We start from the raw sequence: 19,428 nt of genomic DNA, 5'->3' as shown, positions 1-19,428 counted from the left end.
GGTTGCGCTTTTTAGTATAGCATGAAGTATTTTTTTATTTAAAAGATTTTTATTGACAATCTATTAGCTGGTTTAGTTTAATAAGAAAAATTACTTTTCTCCATATTTTCCATCTCTAATTGCTTTTCGATACTTTCCATCTTCTTCAATAGCTATCGCTTCATCCGTATTAGTGCCTTTTATTGAATAATACTTAGTCCCCTTTTTGTACTTATTTGAAAAGTTTCCAGAGTACGTTCCTTCCTCATCCGAATGCTTAGTAACTTGACCAATCTCTTCATTGATTTCAATTACGTACTCTTCACTAATTTCATAGATATAGCCATCCCATACGACAAATGATGAATTCCAGTCAGCACTTGAAGAACAACCTGCAATAACCAGAATAGAAAAAATAAATATACTAAAAAAAGAATGTTTAACCTTCACAATATCACCCCTTTTATTTCAATTTTAAACAATATTCTTGTTCAACAAAACTGCACCGTTAGTACAATAAAGAAAAAAATGCTGCCGCTGCAACACCTTGTTTAACTCTTGCCTCTGTTAGTTTAAGCAAATTTTATATTTCTCTTGAAAGAATATTCCGCCAAAGCATAGAGTAAACCTGCAATACCAAAAATAATAATGGAACTAATCATGCTTAAACTATATTCTTTTATATAACTCACATATATTATTTCAAAAGTAAACGCCCCTATTACTCCACCAAAAAAAGTAAAGATAATCACTTTAAACAGTAAAGATTTTATAAACTTACTTAGGATAAACGTTAGTGGCAAAAATGAAATAGGATATAACATAAAGGCGAAAGAACCAATAAAGAACAAATAAAGAATTCCAAAATCACGAAGTCCCATATATTCTGATGTTCTGATTTTATTTCCTTCTAATGTTTCTAGTCCTAATCCTGCTAAGGAAAACAGCAATCCAAAGGGTATCCACATTATTAAACAATGATAAAAAGTTTTCATACTATTATCCCCCTATGAATTTTTTTAATATTGGTACATTCAAACTTCATAATAAATCAGACGAAAAAGTGGAATAAAGTTACAATTTTTAATTTAATTAACCTGCACCGTTAGTAAAATCACTCCTTATGTCTAAAATTCTATTAAGTTGGCAATAATCCCTTTTATGTTACTATTTTAGGGGGAATGGAATTGTTACTGTCAAAAGCATGGACTTTGTTTGAAGCTGATAAACGAATAGAGGGCTTTTCGCCACAAACGCTGAAGGCCTACCGGTTACAGTCTTTTCTATTAATTGGTTATTTTAAGGATATAGAGATGGAATTGCTTGACACCAATCACCTGAAGGAATATCTTGCTATATCCGGCAAGCACTTAAAACCAGCCAGTCTTGCACACCGTATCCGCTTTATGAAATCATTTTTTCGTCGGTCTCATGAAGAAGGATACCTGAGTAAGAATCCAACTTCCAAAATTAAAGAACCGAAAGTAGGAAAGCGGATACCCAAGTATTTAACCGAACGGGAGATTGAACACCTCCGTGAATCCTGTCATTCCGCAATGGAAAAAGCAATTTTCGAAATCATGTTTTCTACTGGTTGCCGAATTGGAGAAATAGTTGCGTTAGAAAAGAACCATATTAATTGGTCCAATCAATCCGCAATCGTTAGAGGAAAAGGTGATAAGGAAAGGGAGGTTTATTTTAATACGTGTTGTGACATATGGCTTAAACGTTATATTGAAAGCCGTACTGACAATAATCCTGCCATCTTTGTGACAGTAAGGCAGCCACATAAAATGAGTGTTGCCCAAATGCGATACATCATCAAGCGGATATCAAATCGTGCTGAAATCAATAAAGATATTCATCCACACTATAAATGCGCTTATTAGTATGTACAAAAACGCTCGTTTAACCATGTACATTTTTGATTCCCACTGTATATTACAACTTTACATGGAGGGCGAGCATGATAACCTTATTCGGTCAGCCAGCCCTTGTAATAGCGGGCTTTTGGCTGCCGAATCATGTGAGTAGTGGTCTCCATGTCAAGTTGTAATTATTCATACATATGTATAGAGGAGCGCATTCTGAGCGAAAGTGTGCATGCTTAGACAAGCAAAAATGTACATTTCGATACAGACATTTATATCCACACCAACTTAGACACAGCTATGCAACTCATTTGTTGAACAATGGTGCTCCCATAGAAGTCATACAAAGTCTTTTGGGGCACGAGAAAAGCGAAACAACTAGGATCTACGCTCAATTAAGCGGGAGGCTAAAGAAAGAATATTATCAGAAGTACTTTTAAATGTAAAAGGAGCAATGTCTTAAAAGACTTTGCTCCACTAGACAAAAGCACCCGTTTAGTTTAAGTACAATTCTTCACACTCTCTCTTTAAAGATAAGAAAAAAACTACCCTATTTATTTTAAAAATGTATCGCACATCCATTCATAAAATTTTGCCTTCTCTTCATATTGTGGATAATGCGCTGATTGCTCAAAAGTAATAAATTCTTTTTTATTGGCTTCAATCATATCAAAATATTTTTTTGCTTCATTTGATGTAGTCAAATAATCATATTTACCCATTATAAAATAAACTGGTAATTCAAATTTCGTTTCGTTAGTAGGTAATGAATTTTTTAATATGTCCTCTAACAAAAACTTCTGAGAATAGGCCAACCCACGATTATATCGGATTAGATCTAATAAATTATACTCACTACTGAGTAATATACCTAAGTTATCTCCATCGGGGTTATCAATGAGTCTGACACTTCCGCCATATTTCATAACATAATTCCGTGGGGTAAACATATCGCCATTTTTAATTTTTTCAGTTAACCCTTGTAAATATAAAACATCATCAGTATTGCCAGCTTTTTGAGCCTGCTTAATTACGTAGTTTAAACTTTCAATCTCGCTTTCTACTTGATTACTCATTTGTCCAATACCAATATATGCTTCATATTTCTCAGGAGCTTTATAGGCAGCCTGCGTGCCAATATATGTACCATAAGAATGACCAATTAGTATTACTTTTTCTTTGCCGAGCCGTTCTGATATATAATCCGTCAAAGCCATTAAGTCCTCCACCAGTAAGTCTGACGAAAGATTAGAATAGTCCTCAAAAAAATGATAGGATTTTCCACTTCCTCGCTGATCATAATTAACAACCGTAAATTTAGTTTCCAGTAAGTCTTGGTATTTTTCTGCATATGGTATTTCCGAGCATCCAGGTCCTCCATGTACAAAAATAATAACAGGATTATCCTTATCAGTGCCACGTATCATTATTTCATGATTACTTCCATTTATCTCTACTTGTTCTAATGCACTTATACTGTTATCACCTTTTATTTGTGAAGTCCAAGTAGGGCAAAAAAGTGCTATGATTAGTCCTATTATAATAATGGCTCCGATATATTTTATTAGCTTCTTTATGGTTTTCATCTGTTCTCCCCTTCCTCCCCATTTTTTGTAAGTTGAATTGTCGAATCTTTATTTACGTCTTCTCCAACTTCATCAAAAATACATACTGTATTGATTTGAGCATGCTTTTTGACCTCTATTATTAATTTCACTTCCAGACGTGTTGATTAACTGATTTTTACTATTACTATTAAAGTAGAAAGTTGAATTCCTTAACTAACATGCCTGTTTCATTTCATATTTCTACTCTACAGATGAAAGGTCATATACTGTAGTGTCAATAAGTCATTAATAAGTCATAACTATTTTGAAAAAATGACTAATTAACGATTGGCTATAATCTAATAGGATATGCGATCCACATAAGATTTTTTGAATGGTGGACCTTTTGAATAGCCCATGAAGTAAAAAAATTCAAAATAACATTCCAGTTCGTTGCAATTAAAAAAGAGTGAAGACAAAGTTAATTTGACTTTGTCCACACTCTCTTACTTCAATATTTCTTATCTTCTATAAGACTCTCTTCTATTGCTTTCATAATAGCTGAGGTTCTGTTTTTAACATTTAATTTCGAATAAATGTTAGAGACATAATTTTTCACAGTTCCCACTGAAAGAAACATCTTTTCTGAAATGTCTTTATTGGATAATCTTTGAGTTAAACATTTTAATACTTTTAATTCTTGATTATTTAATTCATATGGGTTTTTCATAGAGTTATGGTGAAGTTGTTTTGAGTGTTCGTTTTTAGTTAATTGTATCTGACCAAACACCTCTTTTGCTAATTGTTGAGGAATGAGGGAACCTCCGTGATACACCATTTTAATTCCCTGAACCAAAAATTCAGGATCAACAGCCTTTAATATGTAACCCTCTGCACCAGCATTTAAGGCACTCAAAACGTGTGTAACATCTTGAAAAGTAGTAAGTATAATAATTTTTATATTGGGCCATCGTTTTTTAATTTCTTCTGTCGCCTTTACACCATCCATCACCGGCATTTGAATATCCATTAGAATAATATCAATATTTTCCCTTTCACATAAAGCAATGGCCTTCTCTCCATTTTCCGCAGTTTCAATAATCTCAATGTCAGAAATGCTTTCTATCACAATTTTTAAGCTCTTTCTTAAAATCTCTTGATCTTCGACGATTGCCGCTTTTATCATGATAATGACACTTCCTTTGTAGTAGGTATGTGACACGTTATCCTCATACCAGCATTCAATTTCGAATAAAATTCCACTGTACCTGCCAATGCCGATATTCGATCTTTCATTGAACGTAAGCCAAACCCTAAATGCAATTCACTAAAGCCCATTCCATTATCTTCAATGAGAACAATCAATTCTTCTTGATTAAACGAAATAGTTACATTAATAATGGTAGCCTGCCCATGTTTTTTCGCATTTGTAAGCCCTTCTTGTATACAACGAATAATGGCAAACTTTATCCTTTCGCCGACTTTGGTCGCTTCTCCTTCGACAATCAGTTTTATATCCGTTGATGTATGTTTCATAAAATCAACAATCAATTCTTGCACAGATTCAATAAGTGTTTGATGAGTCATGGGCGACATCTGGTGAATTGTCTTTCTCACATCATGCAATCCAGCTCGTGCTAAATCTGAAATCTCTTTTATACTTTTTTCTGCTTCTATTTTATCTGCCCGATATAGAAAAGGAAGAGCATCTAAACTCGTTATGACTGATGTGAAAATATGGCCTACTGTATCATGCAAATCTTGTGAAACTCTATTTCGTTCTTCCTTAATCGTCAGTTCCTCAATCTTTTTTGAGTAATATTCCAAGTCCTCGTTTTTTTCCTCAATAAAAGCAATTAACGTTTTATTGGCGTTATTGACAATGGTCATCCTTCCTATACATAACCCGATACCATAAAAAATAGTTGTATCAATGAAGCGAGCAAAGAAACCCTCATCAGCGAAGAGATCACCGGCCAATGTGCCAGCAAAAAAAATAGAAATATATAAGAAAGGTCCTAACCAAATTAACGGCTTCACTTGACAAGCATAAGCTACAGTAAACATAGGCCAGAATAGAAAACTGTAAGTCTCTGATATTTCATATTGGATCGATAGGTAAATAAACGCTGAACCCGTTAGCAATACCTCGGCAAATACATACTTTGGGAATTTTATAAGCCCGGGCCTATAAAATAGGTGAGGTATTATGTATAAACTAATAGCCCACAAAAGTAAAATCCACTTGTTCAAACCTGTCGTACCTATGGATATCAAGTAGCCAATATTCGTAATCCATATTGTACGAATGAGAAATAGAACATAGTCCAACCAATGCCATTTCCTTTGATCCCTTACTGCATTCATACTTTTATATCCCCCAACTTCCGCGTCTTTACCATCATTCCTAAAATTACTTTGCCATTCTCGTTCGAATAATTGATTATGCTTAGTTTACCTCCCCGTTAGCCATCCATGAAGCGCAAAATTCAGCTCTTCACCACAGAAAATGAAAGATGATTAAGTTCTTTCATGGGAGTTTAATAAGAACCTTAAATACTACCCTACACTTGTTAGGGAATAGAAAACGAGAATACTGAAAAGATTTGAATGTTAATCCCCTCCAAGCTACAAATTAAACCAGAAGAGCTAATCCACTACCACTTTGGTTTTTTTCTACAATTTCTTTTGTCGCTTTTCTAGCAACTATAACTCCTATACCACCAAGAAACAAACCGATGAATGGTATTAGGATTAAAAGAATACCAAGAGTTAAAGAAATTACCGAATTACTGTTTGTTTGAGTATTTTCAACCATCTAGATTTCCCCTTTACAACCTCATATTACCACAATAACCCATATAAGTTATTCAACTAAACAGCTCCGTTAGTTTAAGTAGAAAAAGGCTCTACTCTTTATTGAAGTAAAGCACCCCGTTAATTTAAGTGTATTCATCCACAAATAGTTATTTCAATATATCTCTTTCTAAAGAGACTGATTCTAAATTTAAATTAAAGAGTATCATTCTTTTTGTGAATGATACTCCTCTAAAAACCGTTCTTACTTATGATACGATTCTCCGCAATATAACTAAATGAAATTTTTTACTTAATTAAACCAACTAATACCATACATATTAAAGACGAAATTATTCCTAAAAGTACAAAAAAGTGCATAATAAAATTCACTCTTGAAAACATTTTATTTTTATCAAATTCCTTACTGATATCCCAAAAAAAAGTATGAATATACTGGAAATGCAAATGCTAGTGCTATCCAATATTTCAATTCCCCAGTATTTCTAATTCCATCCATTATTCCAGTAATAATCGGAAACAATATCATCAATAAAAAACCTTGTGTATATTTTTTAATATATCGCTTCATTTTTATCCTTCCTAAAAATAAATATTTATCCCTTCGTTCGGAAAATTTCCCATTGAATATTTAACCTATCAAATCTTAACAATACATTGCCTTAATTCATATATGTAATTTTTCCCTCTTTCAATTAAACTGCACCGTTAGCACAAGAAGCGCCTGCTCTAATTGAAGAATCGCCGCCGTTAGAACAGCGAAGCTTTATTAAATAAACGCGCCCTATTGTTGAAGATCACAAAATATAAAAAGTAACGACTGCATACATACGTTGTAATGAAGTAAACTATATTATTAAAAGCACAAATGATTATGTGCTTTATGCTTTTAGTTTGACTCTTCAATAGGAGTTGGATAATTAAAGAATATAAGGTAGGAATTATTAAAAAAGAAGGAGAGATACGATGTTCGATCAAGTGGCGTATTTTATTTTTCAAGCCCTGGTAATTCTAACGGTTTTGGTTGTTGTGGTTGGCATCCCTCTTGGGGATACACTGATTAGAAAAAAATAAGGAGGCTGGGACAAATGTGTTTCAGCCAACAAAAATACCGAACTATCCAATGAAACTCTCATGAAGTGTTTCGAAATAGTTCGGTTTTTCTATTTATCGTGTTTTGTTAATTTAGAGATTATTTGGCTTTATGAAGGAACCTTTAGTTATGTCCCTTTTTGATTTTACATTTTGCTTCGTTTCTATAATAGTTTTAGGGATTGGTGAAAAATAGTGGACCATATTGAAGTACAGCACCCCGATAGTTTATGTACATTATTTCCAATCACTACAGTCGTATTAATATAAATATCCAGCAAAACAATTCGTTCTAAGAAATCATCACCTTCCTTGAGTTTCTACACGTTATTAGGAAATACTGTCACAATCACACCATCCATATTATTGCCTGATACCTCATAACGAAGATTGGCTGGCACATTAATAGTGGTATTTTTAGTAACAGGATAATAAAAGACCTCATATTGTTGACCATTTACAGTACCAAAAATATGTTTTTGTTCTTTTAGATAATCTAAATATTCCTCTAAAACAAAATTCTTTTCTTTCATAATCGCACTATGTGGTAAACCGACATAGCGGATATGCCATGGTTCATTCATAATTCTCGTTATGTCCGTTTTATCCTCTGGGTAACGTAGAGTAAACCCGTATTTCCAAGCGTTTTCTGCAATCCACTCTCCCTCAGGTGCTACTTCCATCTTCCCTTGGGTACTTCCCACATCAAGCGATAAACCTAAATTGTGTTCGCTGTAACCTGCTGGCAAGGCACGATGGGAACCCATTTCTTTATAAAGCTTAGTTTGCTCATCAAATCCTCGAAAACCACTCGTAATTAAGAAATTAGAAACTCCATCTTCTTCGGCATCTAGAACCATATCCGAAAATTTACTTGCTATATCTTTTGATAAATATGTTTCGTTATTAAACATTCTGTATCCTTTTACCAATTCTTTGTGAGCATATAAATTGATGACATCTGATTTTATACTTTCATTGTGAACTGGGTGCTTACTGTTGACCAAAAGTAAATTTCCTTGATAAATTTGTTCTACAGGAATTTCTACTTTTTTTATATTTCCAGAAGACAAACTACCATCCCCTACACCATTCTCATTATAGGCATTTCCTATTACACCATTTTCACCTTGAAAGAACGGTATTATCTTAAAGGCTGTTACACCTAAACATATTGCAAAAATTAATAAAAAGCCCCACTTTTTCATTCTTAACTTCTCCTTTATTCTTCTTTACTTAAATGATTATAAGTGAAACTAATTAAGAAAAAAGTAGGATAAATCTTAAATTTGTCTTAAATTACATACTTAAAATATGAAGCTATCTTAATTATTTTTTTACTTACCTCTTGTTGAAATAAAACCCTCAAATCCACTTTTTTGAAAACAATTTCTATTTTAACATTAACTCAATACTCGTATGATTTCATATTTTGCCTTTTTTAAATAATCATAATAGCTACCCGTTGGTTCAATAAGAAAAAAAGAGCTGCATAAATGCAACTCAATGATTATTAATTAACACACCTATAGTTGAATCCTGTTTACTCAACTATTTTTTAGTTTTTTATCCAACTTCTGTTCTAATTCTTCGTACTTCTCCTCACAAGCCTTAGCTGTATCTCCCACTGGGATAGACACCCTGGAGGATTGAATAGGTAATTGATATAGGCAGTTACTTAATATACCCATTCAATTATTTTAATTCAAAAAGAGCCCCATTCTTCAATAGCGGCCCACTAAATTAATTTCTCCTACACATATATCATTGGAGGAATTTTACTTTTTTATGATACTCATTGTTAGTTTCTCTTTCTGCTCAAAGATGCTACTCATAATATTCTTCTAATGTTAACCCTTTATTATATAACTCTGTGGCTAAATTTACACCAATATAACGAATATGCCATGGTTCATATTGATAGCCAGTAATATTTTCTTTGTCTTTTGGAAAGCGAATGATATATCCATATTTATGGGCGTTATCTTCAAGCCATGCTGCCTCTTCTGTATTCGCAAAACAGTCATCTGCTGCACAAGATCCATCAGATCCACTAACATCAATTGCTAATCCTGATTGGTGTTCGCTTGTGCCAGGAACAGCACTATATGTTTTTGCTTTTTCGATACCATCTCTTTCAACATAATTATTAAATAGGGTTGTTTGAGTTTGAGAAGAACGATAGGCTGAAACACCTGCTAGATGAATATTCTGCTTATTCGCCGCATGGAACATTTTTTCGAGATACTTCGCTGCTTCTTCTCTCATCATTCTTTTTTCTATTTTTTCATTAAAAATAAATGGAACATTTGGATAAACGAGATCTTTCGGTTCATAACCTTCCGGAAAACCATTTTTTTTGTTGACAAGAACGGTGATACTTTCAGGATCAGCCACAGTTTGGAATCCCTGTTGTATTTGTTGTTTGTTTTGTTCATTTCCGGAACAGCCAGAAACAATTAGAATCATCATGAGTAGTGCAATTGTGACTATTTTTTTTATCATATTTATATGCCTCTTCTTTTATCAGTGATAAGAGCTCTTTCCGATAGAATTTCCAGTTGTTCCGGATAACTGGGGAATCTGTTGGACTTCCTATAGGAAATAGTCGCCTTTTGGCTCCCTCACTCTTTTTTATGTTTTACCTGTTTGTCCCTGGTTTAACCGAGGACCAAAAGGAAACTTCCATTAACCATGGTGTTTACTTGCTTATTTGTGTTATCCAATTTAATACTTGTACGCCTCGTGCATTCGCTACTACGCACGAATCAGCTGTACATACCAAACGAGAGTAGAGAGTAAATTTACCCATTCACTTTCTTTCAAATCCTTTAATCAGCTTCCATATACGTTCATTTTTTGTACAAAAAATACAAGGTTTATTTGAGTGCGCTTAAAAACAGTTTTTTAGAAGCTTTATGGTTGACATATCAACTAGGCTTTTCTATTAAATTCCGTTATCTGTAAAAAATAAGTGTTCTTAGTAATGATTTTTCCGTATCTAATCTCCCTTTCATCAAGATAGTACTAATTATAAAGAATAATTATTAATAAAAACTTAGGAGATTTCTTAAGATTTAATGAAATTAAAGAGAGGTAAATTATTATAAGTGACCTTGAAAGAGAGTGTATATTTGCGCAGAGATAGGAAAAGAAAGAGGCTAATCTCTATATCATTTTTCAATGACATAAGAAATCAGCCTGAAATCCTTTACTTATGCTGCGTGAGGTAAACTTTGCCATTTAGTGTTAATTTAGAAGCTGAGATTAGAATTTCTTTATTTGCTCATTATATGGATTTAAAATTTTGTCGATAGCAACCCAATTTTCATTGTCATCTTTTTTATCAAAAGCTGTTGCTTCTTCATAAAGCTTTTTTAATTGGTTTTTATCTTTTGGATATCCATTAAACCCTAAAATCTCTTATACTTTCTCCAAGAATATAGTGTGAAAACCACATCAAATTCTGCTTCATAATAGCCACATTAACTCCTGGCAGGTCAGAACTATATGCCATTCCTTTAAATATAATTAATTCTGTATCAATCCCCATATCCCTTAATCCTTGATATAGCTCATATGCATTTGGAGTTGGAACTCTTGCATCCATTTCGCCATGTTGGATTAAAGTGGGAGTACAGGCTGATTTAATATATGTCATTGGTGATGTTTTAGTATATATATCTGGATCATTCCATGGATCATTTCCTAAATACATCCTAATGAAGTAAGGGATATCTGTATTTACATAATGGGTACTCCAATTAGTAATTCCACCTCCGACTGAAATAGCTTTAAATCTACTACTAAATGTAGAACAGAAAGCTGATATATATCCCCCGTTGCTCCATCCCATAACCCCTACTCTATCTTTATCTACAATTCCTTTGTCAACTAGTTTATCCACTCCAGATATAACATCATCGTAGTTAGCAATTCCCAATGTTCTATAGTTTGCTTTTAAGAATTCATTACCATAACCAGAACTTCCCCTGTAGTTTGGTTCTAAAACTATAAAGCCTTTTTCGATAAACTGTTCAATAGGATATTTCTCATTAAAACAGTCTGAAAATATTGGAAAGGATGCCCAATCCGGACCACCATGGATTACCACTAATAAGGGATATTTTTCATTTGCGTCAAACTCTACTGGGGTTGATAAAACTCCCTCTATTTCAAGACCATCACTACTTTTCCATGAGATTATTTCCCTGTTACTTTTAAGCTTTCCTTTGAAAAAGCTATTTTCATTCGTTATTTTTTTATCGTCTAAATAGATTTCAAAGGTTTCATTTGTTATAGCCTTATTATAGGCTATATGATTTCCATCTCTTGTGATAGAAGCATCCATTATAAAGCTATTTACTTTATCGCTTAACATTTCCACAGTGCCATTCTCAGATAACAACCCAATTAGATAATTAGTTTTATTCTGCCATCTAATTAAAATTCCTTTAGCTGTCCACCGTAATGGAATAACCGTACTATCAAAATCTGTTAAAGGTTGAATTAGCTTTCCATTATTAATATCATATATCTCTAGTGTACTGTCTTGTATATGGGCCTTATAGTAATCTTTCTCCATTATGCTTGCAGAGTAACATATTTTGTCACCTTCAGGAGAAAAACAAACGCTCCCTCCCAACAACTTATCTATATTCATCTTTTGTAGCTCTCCAACTCTAATATCCAATATGTATAGATCTCCATTAATATAATCTCCCATATTTGGACTTGGAGTAGCCATAAATACAACCTTTTTCCCATCATTTGAAATATCAAATTCATGAATATGAAAATCCTTACCATCAGTTAGTTGATAAACAACGCTATTTTCTTGTTCATCTTTATCATTTTGTATCACTTTTTCTATTTCGGTGTAATATAAACAATTATTTTGGTATTCCTTACCTATATGTTGGAAATCTCCATATAGTTTCCTACGTTTCTTTATCGCATCAGACTCTTTTGACTGTGCAACATAATAAAAACCCTTTCCAGTTGACTCCCATTTGAATTTACTGACCCCTTCTTTCTCATCAGTAATTTGAACTCCATTATAACCATCTATTGGCTTAACAAAGATCTGATGATTTTTCTTATTATCCCCATCACCAACTGGGCTAAGGTAGGCGATATTTCTAGAATCTGGAGACCATAATGGGTATGTACTATCTATATCCTCAGTTGTTAATGGATAACACTGTCCCTTATCTTTTTCATATATCCATACATGATTCCTATATTTATTGTCTTTCCAGTTAGCTGTCTTCTTGACAAACGCTACTTTTTTGCCATCATCACTTATGTTTATATCTGATAAGGTTGGTAATGAAATGATCTCTTCTATACTTAGATATGTTTTTTCATTCATTTTCATATATAGCCCCTCTCATTAACTCTCTTCCAATAAAGTTAGCAGGTACAGGGCTTAGTTCTAATTCTCTCGCCCAAACAGAAAGTTGACCTATGTGGTGAATTTCATGAGTAATTATATGGTGTAATATTTCATCAACAGTGTATTTATCTTCATCCCAGGAAACACTGACTAGTTTTTCTTTTAAACCTCCTACATTTACTTTTATAAATTCAGCTATTTCATTTCGTGATTTATCTGAAAGTGATATAACCTTTTCAAGTGTATTATAATCAGCAAACTGAAATACTATATCTTCTTTGCCTTGAATACCACGAATCCAACTATATTCCACATCAATTATGTGAAAAAGTGTATATAATATATTTCCTACTCCACCCCTGCGGTCTTTTAACAACTCTTCAATTGTCAGTTGATTGCACCAGTCAAACCATTCATCTCTTACCTGCCAGTTGTATTCAAAGAATTTAATCATTGTAAGCACTCCCATCTAGCTTATTACATTATATTTCGATGAAAATCCAACTATTTCCTTCTTATACTTCAGTAATGTCATCACCCAAATTAAAGAAACCACCTCATATGAGATGGTTACCTCTTTCTAGCTATTCAACGTAAGTCCGCACACGAAGCGAGTGTACTAATTATACAATCGCACTCCGTTAGTTGAAGAAGAGAAGTTAATTTTCAGAGGGAATATCTAACCAAGTTTTATTCCATTGAAAGTATACTTCGTTATTGTCTGTTTGTGTAAATATATGTTTCGGATAAGGTAAAGCTAGTTCTGGCATATTATCTGGTTTAAAATACTGAAGATCATTAGTTTCATTATCTATTGGACACAGTTCTCCACTTTGAATATCACACTCAAACATAAAGATGTTATACTCCACTTTATGCCCGTTCGGATATTCGTAACGGAATTCTTTCCCGCCAAGTACTCCCATTAATCTCTTTGGAACAACAGATAATCCTGTCTCTTCCCACACTTCACGTACAACAGCTTGTGCAGGTGCTTCACCCATTTCTATTGCTCCTGCAGGGAGACTCCATTTCTCACCATTACCTTTATTCTGCAACAAAATTTCTCCTCGTTTATTTCGAATAATGCCTACTACGCTAGGCATGAAAATTAATTCACTACCAACTTTATTTCTAAGTTTCTGATAGAAGTTAGAAATCCCCATATTTGATTACCACCTTAATAAAAATAGTCTCAATACAAGTTCTATAAGATATTTGAATTTACCTCTTTTATTCTAACTTATACTGTTAGCGGAAGAAGCATCTTTTCTTCCATTGCGCACTATGGTCAAAAATTGTATTATTGTTATTTTTATGTAATTTAATAAATTGGATGTATTAGAGAGAAATCAGGTAAATTATAATTGATATTTTTAGCTATCCTACTTATCACAGCAAAGTGGAAAGCTTAGGAAGGGGTTTTATCAGACTTTTAGTTTATTTAAAACAGAGAAACACCATAATAAATGTTTCTCTGTTCAATTAATGCACCCCGATAGTTTAAGAACATTTATTCACAAACTATCTGCTTTTACATATATGAACTTTATTTAGTTATTACAGGAATGCTATCCCTTAGATTTCCATATTGCTCCCGATATTATAATAAAGTTTAAAGAATTACACCTGATACATCTCCTTTCAACACTTCTTTTTCATTCTGATTTTTACATAAAAAGGAGGCAACAAACGCTGTTCTATTTTCTTGCCTTTCGTATTTCTCAATTTTAACTATACAAACTATTGTATCACCTGTAAAAACAGGTCTTAAAAACTCAAAACTCGTACGACGAGCCAGTACGTTATTATCTCCAGCTATTTTTGTTGGCAGAGTTGCCGTTAATAATCCTTGAATAACAAGTCTTCCTTGTTCATCTGGGGTTATATGATGTATCCCTTTATCCCCTGAAATCTCAGTAAATAATTCTACATCCCTTACTGTAAAAGTTCGTTCAAACGTAATTATATCTCCTGCTTTTAAAGACATTTTAGACTCCTCCCTCTGTCTGGTTAATCATGATGTGAATATTACATCAATACCATACTTTCCAAGGTAATAAATTCTACAAAAATCCAAAAAAACCTTCTTCAACCAACCTTCTCCTTCGTTTAAGTAAAAAAAGGCTCTACCCCTTATTGAAGTAAAGCCCCCGTTAGCCACCCATAAAGCGCAAAAACTAGCACTCACCTCAGAAAATGAAAGATGATTAAGTTCTTTCATGGGAGTTGAATTTACAGATACTATACTTTAATTAAATATACTCAAACTATATCTTTAAACACAAAAAAGCTGAACTAATATCAAAATTAGTTCAGCATAAAAATAGCATATTATAATGTTGCACATAGCTTCTTCTGTCGACCAAAGCGTTTGAAACTTACCTGAGCTTTAAAGATTTTACAGCTTAAAATAAACAGAAACTTTTTCATCAAACACTTCTGTCTCTATATATCTTTCACCATGATCGTCACTCACATAATGAATATCATTTAACAACACATTAGCCTTTAGTAACGCTTCGTGCTGCTGGATGATCGTTATTGCTTTGGCACTTCCAGCAATCGAAATCGATACATACTGCTCGACAGGGAGTTCCCATTGTTTACGTGTATCTTGAATGGTGCGAATTAATTCCCTTATTTGCCCTTCTTCAAGTAAGCTAGCTGTCAGATGAACATTGAGTAGGACTCGGCATGAAGCATCTTCTGCTAAGATATACTGGCCCTTAACAATAGATTCAGTTAACACGTGCGCTTTTAATAAAGTTACCTGTTCCCCATCGATCGTTAACGGTACTGAACCTGTTCGCTGTAATACATTTTTCTCCTCATCATTTAAATTCACTACATACTCTTTTACTTTGTTCACTTTTGCACCAAATGCTGCACCTGCCGTTTTAAAATTAAGCTTATAATGAACGGTTTCATATGCTGAAAAATTATTTGTCCAAACGCATTTTTTTATATTTAATTCATCTTTCACGAGCTCGCTATATGGTTGATAATCTGTTAATTCGCCGTCAACAGAGACAATGATTTCACTTAACGGCTGCTTTACCTTGATCCCTTGACTATTACGGATACTACGGCCTAGCTCTACGATTGTTAAAATATTCGCCATCTCTTTCTCAAGCTTAGTATTAACGAGGGTCTCATTATACATTGGGTAGTTTTGTAGATGTACACTTTTTCCGCTTAATTGTCGATATAAATCTTCGGCAATAAATGGTGTGAATGGTGCTAGTAATTGACAAATTGTCGTTAGAAGCTCATACAGTGTACTGTATGCACCTCGTTTATCCTCAGTCAGCCCGCTTGCCCAAAATCTTGCTCGTGAGCGACGGATATACCAGTTACTTAGCTCCTCTACAAGCTTGCCGATTTCACGTGTTGCCTGTGTAAATTGATAGTCGTCCATAGATTTTGTCACAAGCTGAATTGTATGATGTAATCGAGACAATATCCAATGATCTAATTTTGTGCGAGTTCCAGTCTTGTTAGCATCGTACTGGAAGCCATCTATTTCTGCATATAGCTGATAAAATTTGAACGTGTTATCTAGTGTATCGACTAGCTTTGATTTCGCATCCATCACAATCTTTTTTGAAAAGCGTTTAGGATTCCAAGGTGAACTGTCGACTAAAAATGCCCATCTTAAAGCATCCGCTCCGTACTGCTCTATCAGCTCAACTGGCTCTAATGCATTCCCTTTGCTTTTCGACATTTTCTGCCCATGCTCATCTAAAACATGCCCTAAGGAAAGTACATTTTTATAAGGTGCCTTTCCTGTGAATAAAGTCGAAACCGCTAAAAGACTATAGAAAAAGCCTCGTGTTTGGTCGATGCCTTCGATGACAACATCAGCAGGGAATTGATTGTTAAAAGTTGTAAGGTCTCCAAAAGGATAATGATGCTGCGCAAATGGCATTGATCCACTATCAAACCATACATCAATCACTTCAGGTGTACGTTCCATGTCACCACTACACTTTGGACAAGTACAGACAACCTCGTCAATATATGGCTTGTGAAGTTCAATGTCAGGTAAAGTACCTTTCGCTAACTCTTTTAAGGCAGCCATACTATTTGGCGCCTCTTCATGACCACAATCCTGACAAACCCACACGTTTAACGGAGTACCCCAATAGCGATTACGGCTAATATTCCAGTCCACTAGGTTTTCTAAGAAATTGCCAAATCTACCGTGTTTAATATGATCAGGATACCATGTAACTTGTTCATTATTTTGTAAAAGTTTATCTTTCATTGTAGACATATTGATAAACCAACTGTCAGTCGCGTAATAAAGCAAAGGTGAATCACAGCGCCAGCAATGAGGATAACTATGCTCATATTTTTCCTTATCAAACAATAGCTCCTTTTTAGCGAGCATTTTAATGATTTCGACGTCGCAATCTTTCACAAATTTACTGGCAAGCTCAGGAACCTCTTCTGTATAGCAACCCTTTAAATCAACAACATTGACAAACGATAGCCCATTTTGCTGAACCGTTTTATAATCGTCCTCCCCATATGCAGGCGCAATATGGACGATACCAGTTCCACTATGCTCTGTAACATAATCCGCTAATACAACGACATGCCCCTTATCAACTGTGACATAAGAAAATGGTGGGGTGTACGACACACCTTCAAATTCATGCCCCTCATGTTCACTTAACACTTCAACAGAATCAGCAAAAACTTTATTCACTAGTGATTTTGCTAAGATATAGACTTTATTGTGCTGCTTCACTCGAACATACATGAGCTTAGGATTCATGGCTAATGCAACATTGGCAGGTAATGTCCATGGAGTCGTTGTCCAGCCTAGAAAATATTCATCTTTATCCTTTAGCTTAAACATTGCCGTAACAGATAAATCCTTTACATCCTTATAGCCCTGTGCAACTTCATGAGAGCTTAATGATGTTTGACAGCTAGGGCAATATGGTGAAACGCGGTGCCCTTTATATAAAAGATTTTCCTTGTGCACATGGCTTAAAATATTCCAAACGGACTCAATATAATCATTACTTAACGTTAAATATGGGTCATCCATGTCAATCCAATAACCTAGCTGTTCTGTAAAGGAGCGCCATTTCTTCTCATAAGTAAAGACACTTCCCTTACACTCTTGAATAAATTGTTCAACACCATATTTTTCAATTTCTTGCTTGCCAGAGATACCTAGCTTTTTTTCCACGCCTAACTCTACAGGTAAACCATGTGTATCCCAGCCAGCTTTACGTTCAACTAAATAACCTTGCATCGTTTTAAAACGAGCCACGACATCTTTAATCGTTCTACCAAATGCGTGACCCACGTGTGGTAAACCATTCGCTGTTGGCGGACCTTCATAAAATACAAAAGGCTTATTGCTAGACCGATTCGCAACAGACGATTGGAACGTTCCTTCTTGTTCCCACAATCGACTAATCCGTGTTTCTCTTTCTACAGTCGTTTCTTTTTTCTCTTCAGCTTGCATGTAAATTCCTCCTATACTAATTGTATAAAAGGCATACAAAAAACCCCGTCCCAAGTAAGGGACGGGGTTAACCGCGAATACCACCCTAATTCTATTGAATCAACATTCAATAGCACTTAGCAACGTACAATCATACGTGTTCTTTTTAACGGTAGACACCCGGATTAGCTTACTATGTTCAGCCAATCTTCTCAGAGAGGATTTTCATGTAACACCTGCACACCGACTTCCACCAAAATGTCGGCTCTCTGTAGAACAAAATGAAACACTACTTTTTCTCATCAACGAATTTGTATGCTTTTATTGTCACTCATCTTAACAAACTAATTTTTGTCTGTCAATAATTTCAAAGTACTAATATTGGTAGTAATTCCCCCTATAATTCATCGAGACATACTTCGATGCTTTTATGAAGAGCCGCGAACTTAGACTTCCCATTTGTTTTAATATAAAAGCTTTTCACAAAGGATTTACAGTTAAAAACTAAAATCCTGTGATGCTGTACATCGAGCTGTTCTTTTTTTACTTTTAAAGTTATAGGTAATTGTTGCAGTAATCTAATGATCTCTTGCTCCTCTAAACCATGCTCAAGCATTGTGAAAATAGGAACTAAAATCCGTTCATCTTCATTGTGAATGAAAGCATAATTTTCTTGCAAAATAGCGTTCCATAAGGCGCTTACAATTTCACTATAAGAGGTATTATCTAATTTTGGATTTTTCACCAATTCATCGATTGCATCAGCCATATGGGCAACACTATGAGCCCACCCTTTCACTGGCACGTAGCCCCTTACATCCTTTTCTGCAGCTAAATAAGCTAGTACTTTATCTTTACAATCAGCGATTTTCTGTTGGGATAAAAAATCGTCTGCGTTATCTCTAAATAATATTAGGGCAATCAGTAGCGACGTAAATGTACGGGTAAAAACTAAATCTGATTCACTTTCTTCAATACCCTTGCATAATAAATTATTCAAACATTCCTCTAAAAGCTCCGTTAAAAGTGAATGCTCTAGTAAGTTTTTTTCACGAATCAATTCATAAAACGATCCATAAATTAAGTTATCTCGTAGTTCACTATCTAATGAGCCGATATGTAGTATCATTGATTGTATGAGATCGGTATGATCCTTTTGCTGCCATGTTCTAGCTCCACTTTGTAATTCTTTGAGTATTTCTTTTAAGTCATCTTCCTTCAATAAGTTTTCTTTTTGTAGTATACGCACGGTTT

At 34.2% G+C, this 19,428-nt stretch carries 18 protein-coding genes and 1 other annotated feature; of the genes, 2 read left to right on the top strand and 16 right to left on the bottom strand.

The window, feature by feature from the left end:
- Nucleotides 1–90: 90 nt before the first annotated feature.
- Nucleotides 91–429, bottom strand: coding sequence for a hypothetical protein (locus ACYQ73_RS06035; RefSeq protein ID WP_460011643.1), 339 nt, complete (start codon nucleotides 427–429; stop codon nucleotides 91–93).
- Nucleotides 430–551: 122 nt separating this feature from the next.
- A complete protein-coding gene (locus ACYQ73_RS06030; protein ID WP_460011642.1) occupies nucleotides 552–974 on the bottom strand; it encodes a hypothetical protein in 423 nt (140 codons plus the stop codon).
- A gap of 192 nt (nucleotides 975–1,166) precedes the next feature.
- On the opposite strand from ACYQ73_RS06030, the gene ACYQ73_RS06025 reads away from it, so the two are divergent.
- Complete coding sequence (locus ACYQ73_RS06025) at nucleotides 1,167–1,868, top strand: tyrosine-type recombinase/integrase (protein WP_460011641.1); 702 nt, start codon at nucleotides 1,167–1,169, stop codon at nucleotides 1,866–1,868.
- A 179-nt stretch (nucleotides 1,869–2,047) separates the two neighbouring features.
- Complete coding sequence (locus ACYQ73_RS06020; RefSeq protein WP_460011640.1) at nucleotides 2,048–2,290, top strand: tyrosine-type recombinase/integrase; 243 nt, start codon at nucleotides 2,048–2,050, stop codon at nucleotides 2,288–2,290.
- A 114-nt stretch (nucleotides 2,291–2,404) separates the two neighbouring features.
- Here ACYQ73_RS06020 and ACYQ73_RS06015 read toward each other — a convergent pair whose 3' ends face one another.
- The 14 genes from ACYQ73_RS06015 to ACYQ73_RS05950 all read right to left on the bottom strand — a co-directional run bounded on the left by ACYQ73_RS06015 (nucleotide 2,405) and on the right by ACYQ73_RS05950 (nucleotide 19,423).
- The gene (locus ACYQ73_RS06015) at nucleotides 2,405–3,436 is read right to left on the bottom strand and encodes an alpha/beta hydrolase (RefSeq protein WP_460011639.1); all 1,032 of its coding nucleotides are present in this window, start codon (nucleotides 3,434–3,436) and stop codon (nucleotides 2,405–2,407) included.
- Entirely contained in the window at nucleotides 3,433–3,567 is a 135-nt protein-coding gene (locus ACYQ73_RS06010) for a hypothetical protein (RefSeq protein ID WP_460011638.1), read from the bottom strand. Before ACYQ73_RS06010 ends, ACYQ73_RS06015 begins: the two co-directional genes overlap by 4 nt.
- Nucleotides 3,568–3,908: 341 nt before the next feature.
- Nucleotides 3,909–4,583: a response regulator transcription factor gene (locus tag ACYQ73_RS06005; protein ID WP_460011637.1), complete on the bottom strand. Its 675-nt coding sequence runs from the start codon at nucleotides 4,581–4,583 to the stop codon at nucleotides 3,909–3,911.
- The gene (locus ACYQ73_RS06000; RefSeq protein WP_460011636.1) at nucleotides 4,580–5,764 is read right to left on the bottom strand and encodes a sensor histidine kinase; all 1,185 of its coding nucleotides are present in this window, start codon (nucleotides 5,762–5,764) and stop codon (nucleotides 4,580–4,582) included. Before ACYQ73_RS06000 ends, ACYQ73_RS06005 begins: the two co-directional genes overlap by 4 nt.
- Nucleotides 5,765–6,032: 268 nt before the next feature.
- Nucleotides 6,033–6,215: a hypothetical protein gene (locus ACYQ73_RS05995; protein WP_460011635.1), complete on the bottom strand. Its 183-nt coding sequence runs from the start codon at nucleotides 6,213–6,215 to the stop codon at nucleotides 6,033–6,035.
- 1,411 nt (nucleotides 6,216–7,626) lie between these two features.
- Entirely contained in the window at nucleotides 7,627–8,514 is an 888-nt protein-coding gene (gene vanY, locus ACYQ73_RS05990) for a VanY-A/VanY-F/VanY-M family D-Ala-D-Ala carboxypeptidase (protein WP_460011634.1), read from the bottom strand.
- 339 nt (nucleotides 8,515–8,853) lie between these two features.
- Entirely contained in the window at nucleotides 8,854–8,997 is a 144-nt protein-coding gene (locus tag ACYQ73_RS05985; RefSeq protein ID WP_460011633.1) for a hypothetical protein, read from the bottom strand.
- 136 nt (nucleotides 8,998–9,133) lie between these two features.
- Complete coding sequence (locus ACYQ73_RS05980; protein ID WP_460012304.1) at nucleotides 9,134–9,808, bottom strand: M15 family metallopeptidase; 675 nt, start codon at nucleotides 9,806–9,808, stop codon at nucleotides 9,134–9,136.
- A gap of 904 nt (nucleotides 9,809–10,712) precedes the next feature.
- Complete coding sequence (locus ACYQ73_RS05975; RefSeq protein ID WP_460011632.1) at nucleotides 10,713–12,686, bottom strand: alpha/beta hydrolase family protein; 1,974 nt, start codon at nucleotides 12,684–12,686, stop codon at nucleotides 10,713–10,715.
- Nucleotides 12,673–13,158 (bottom strand): DinB family protein, encoded by a 486-nt coding sequence (locus ACYQ73_RS05970; protein ID WP_460011631.1) that lies wholly within the window; start codon nucleotides 13,156–13,158, stop codon nucleotides 12,673–12,675. Before ACYQ73_RS05970 ends, ACYQ73_RS05975 begins: the two co-directional genes overlap by 14 nt.
- A gap of 205 nt (nucleotides 13,159–13,363) precedes the next feature.
- Nucleotides 13,364–13,870, bottom strand: coding sequence for an NUDIX hydrolase (locus ACYQ73_RS05965; RefSeq protein ID WP_460011630.1), 507 nt, complete (start codon nucleotides 13,868–13,870; stop codon nucleotides 13,364–13,366).
- 449 nt (nucleotides 13,871–14,319) lie between these two features.
- On the bottom strand, nucleotides 14,320–14,694 hold the full coding sequence (locus ACYQ73_RS05960; protein ID WP_460011629.1) for a hotdog family protein: 375 nt from the start codon (nucleotides 14,692–14,694) through the stop codon (nucleotides 14,320–14,322).
- 411 nt (nucleotides 14,695–15,105) lie between these two features.
- Nucleotides 15,106–18,195, bottom strand: a complete 3,090-nt coding sequence (gene ileS / locus ACYQ73_RS05955; protein ID WP_460011628.1) for an isoleucine--tRNA ligase — start codon at nucleotides 18,193–18,195, stop codon at nucleotides 15,106–15,108.
- A 54-nt stretch (nucleotides 18,196–18,249) separates the two neighbouring features.
- Nucleotides 18,250–18,489, bottom strand: a binding site (T-box leader).
- An 82-nt stretch (nucleotides 18,490–18,571) separates the two neighbouring features.
- Nucleotides 18,572–19,423, bottom strand: a complete 852-nt coding sequence (locus tag ACYQ73_RS05950) for a DUF2785 domain-containing protein (RefSeq protein WP_460011627.1) — start codon at nucleotides 19,421–19,423, stop codon at nucleotides 18,572–18,574.
- Nucleotides 19,424–19,428 lie beyond the last annotated feature (5 nt).

Source organism: Lysinibacillus sp. CTST325 (genome assembly GCF_054665055.1).
The sequence above is the reverse complement of the archived record's forward strand: the minus strand, read 5'-3'. Positions and strand labels throughout refer to the sequence as shown.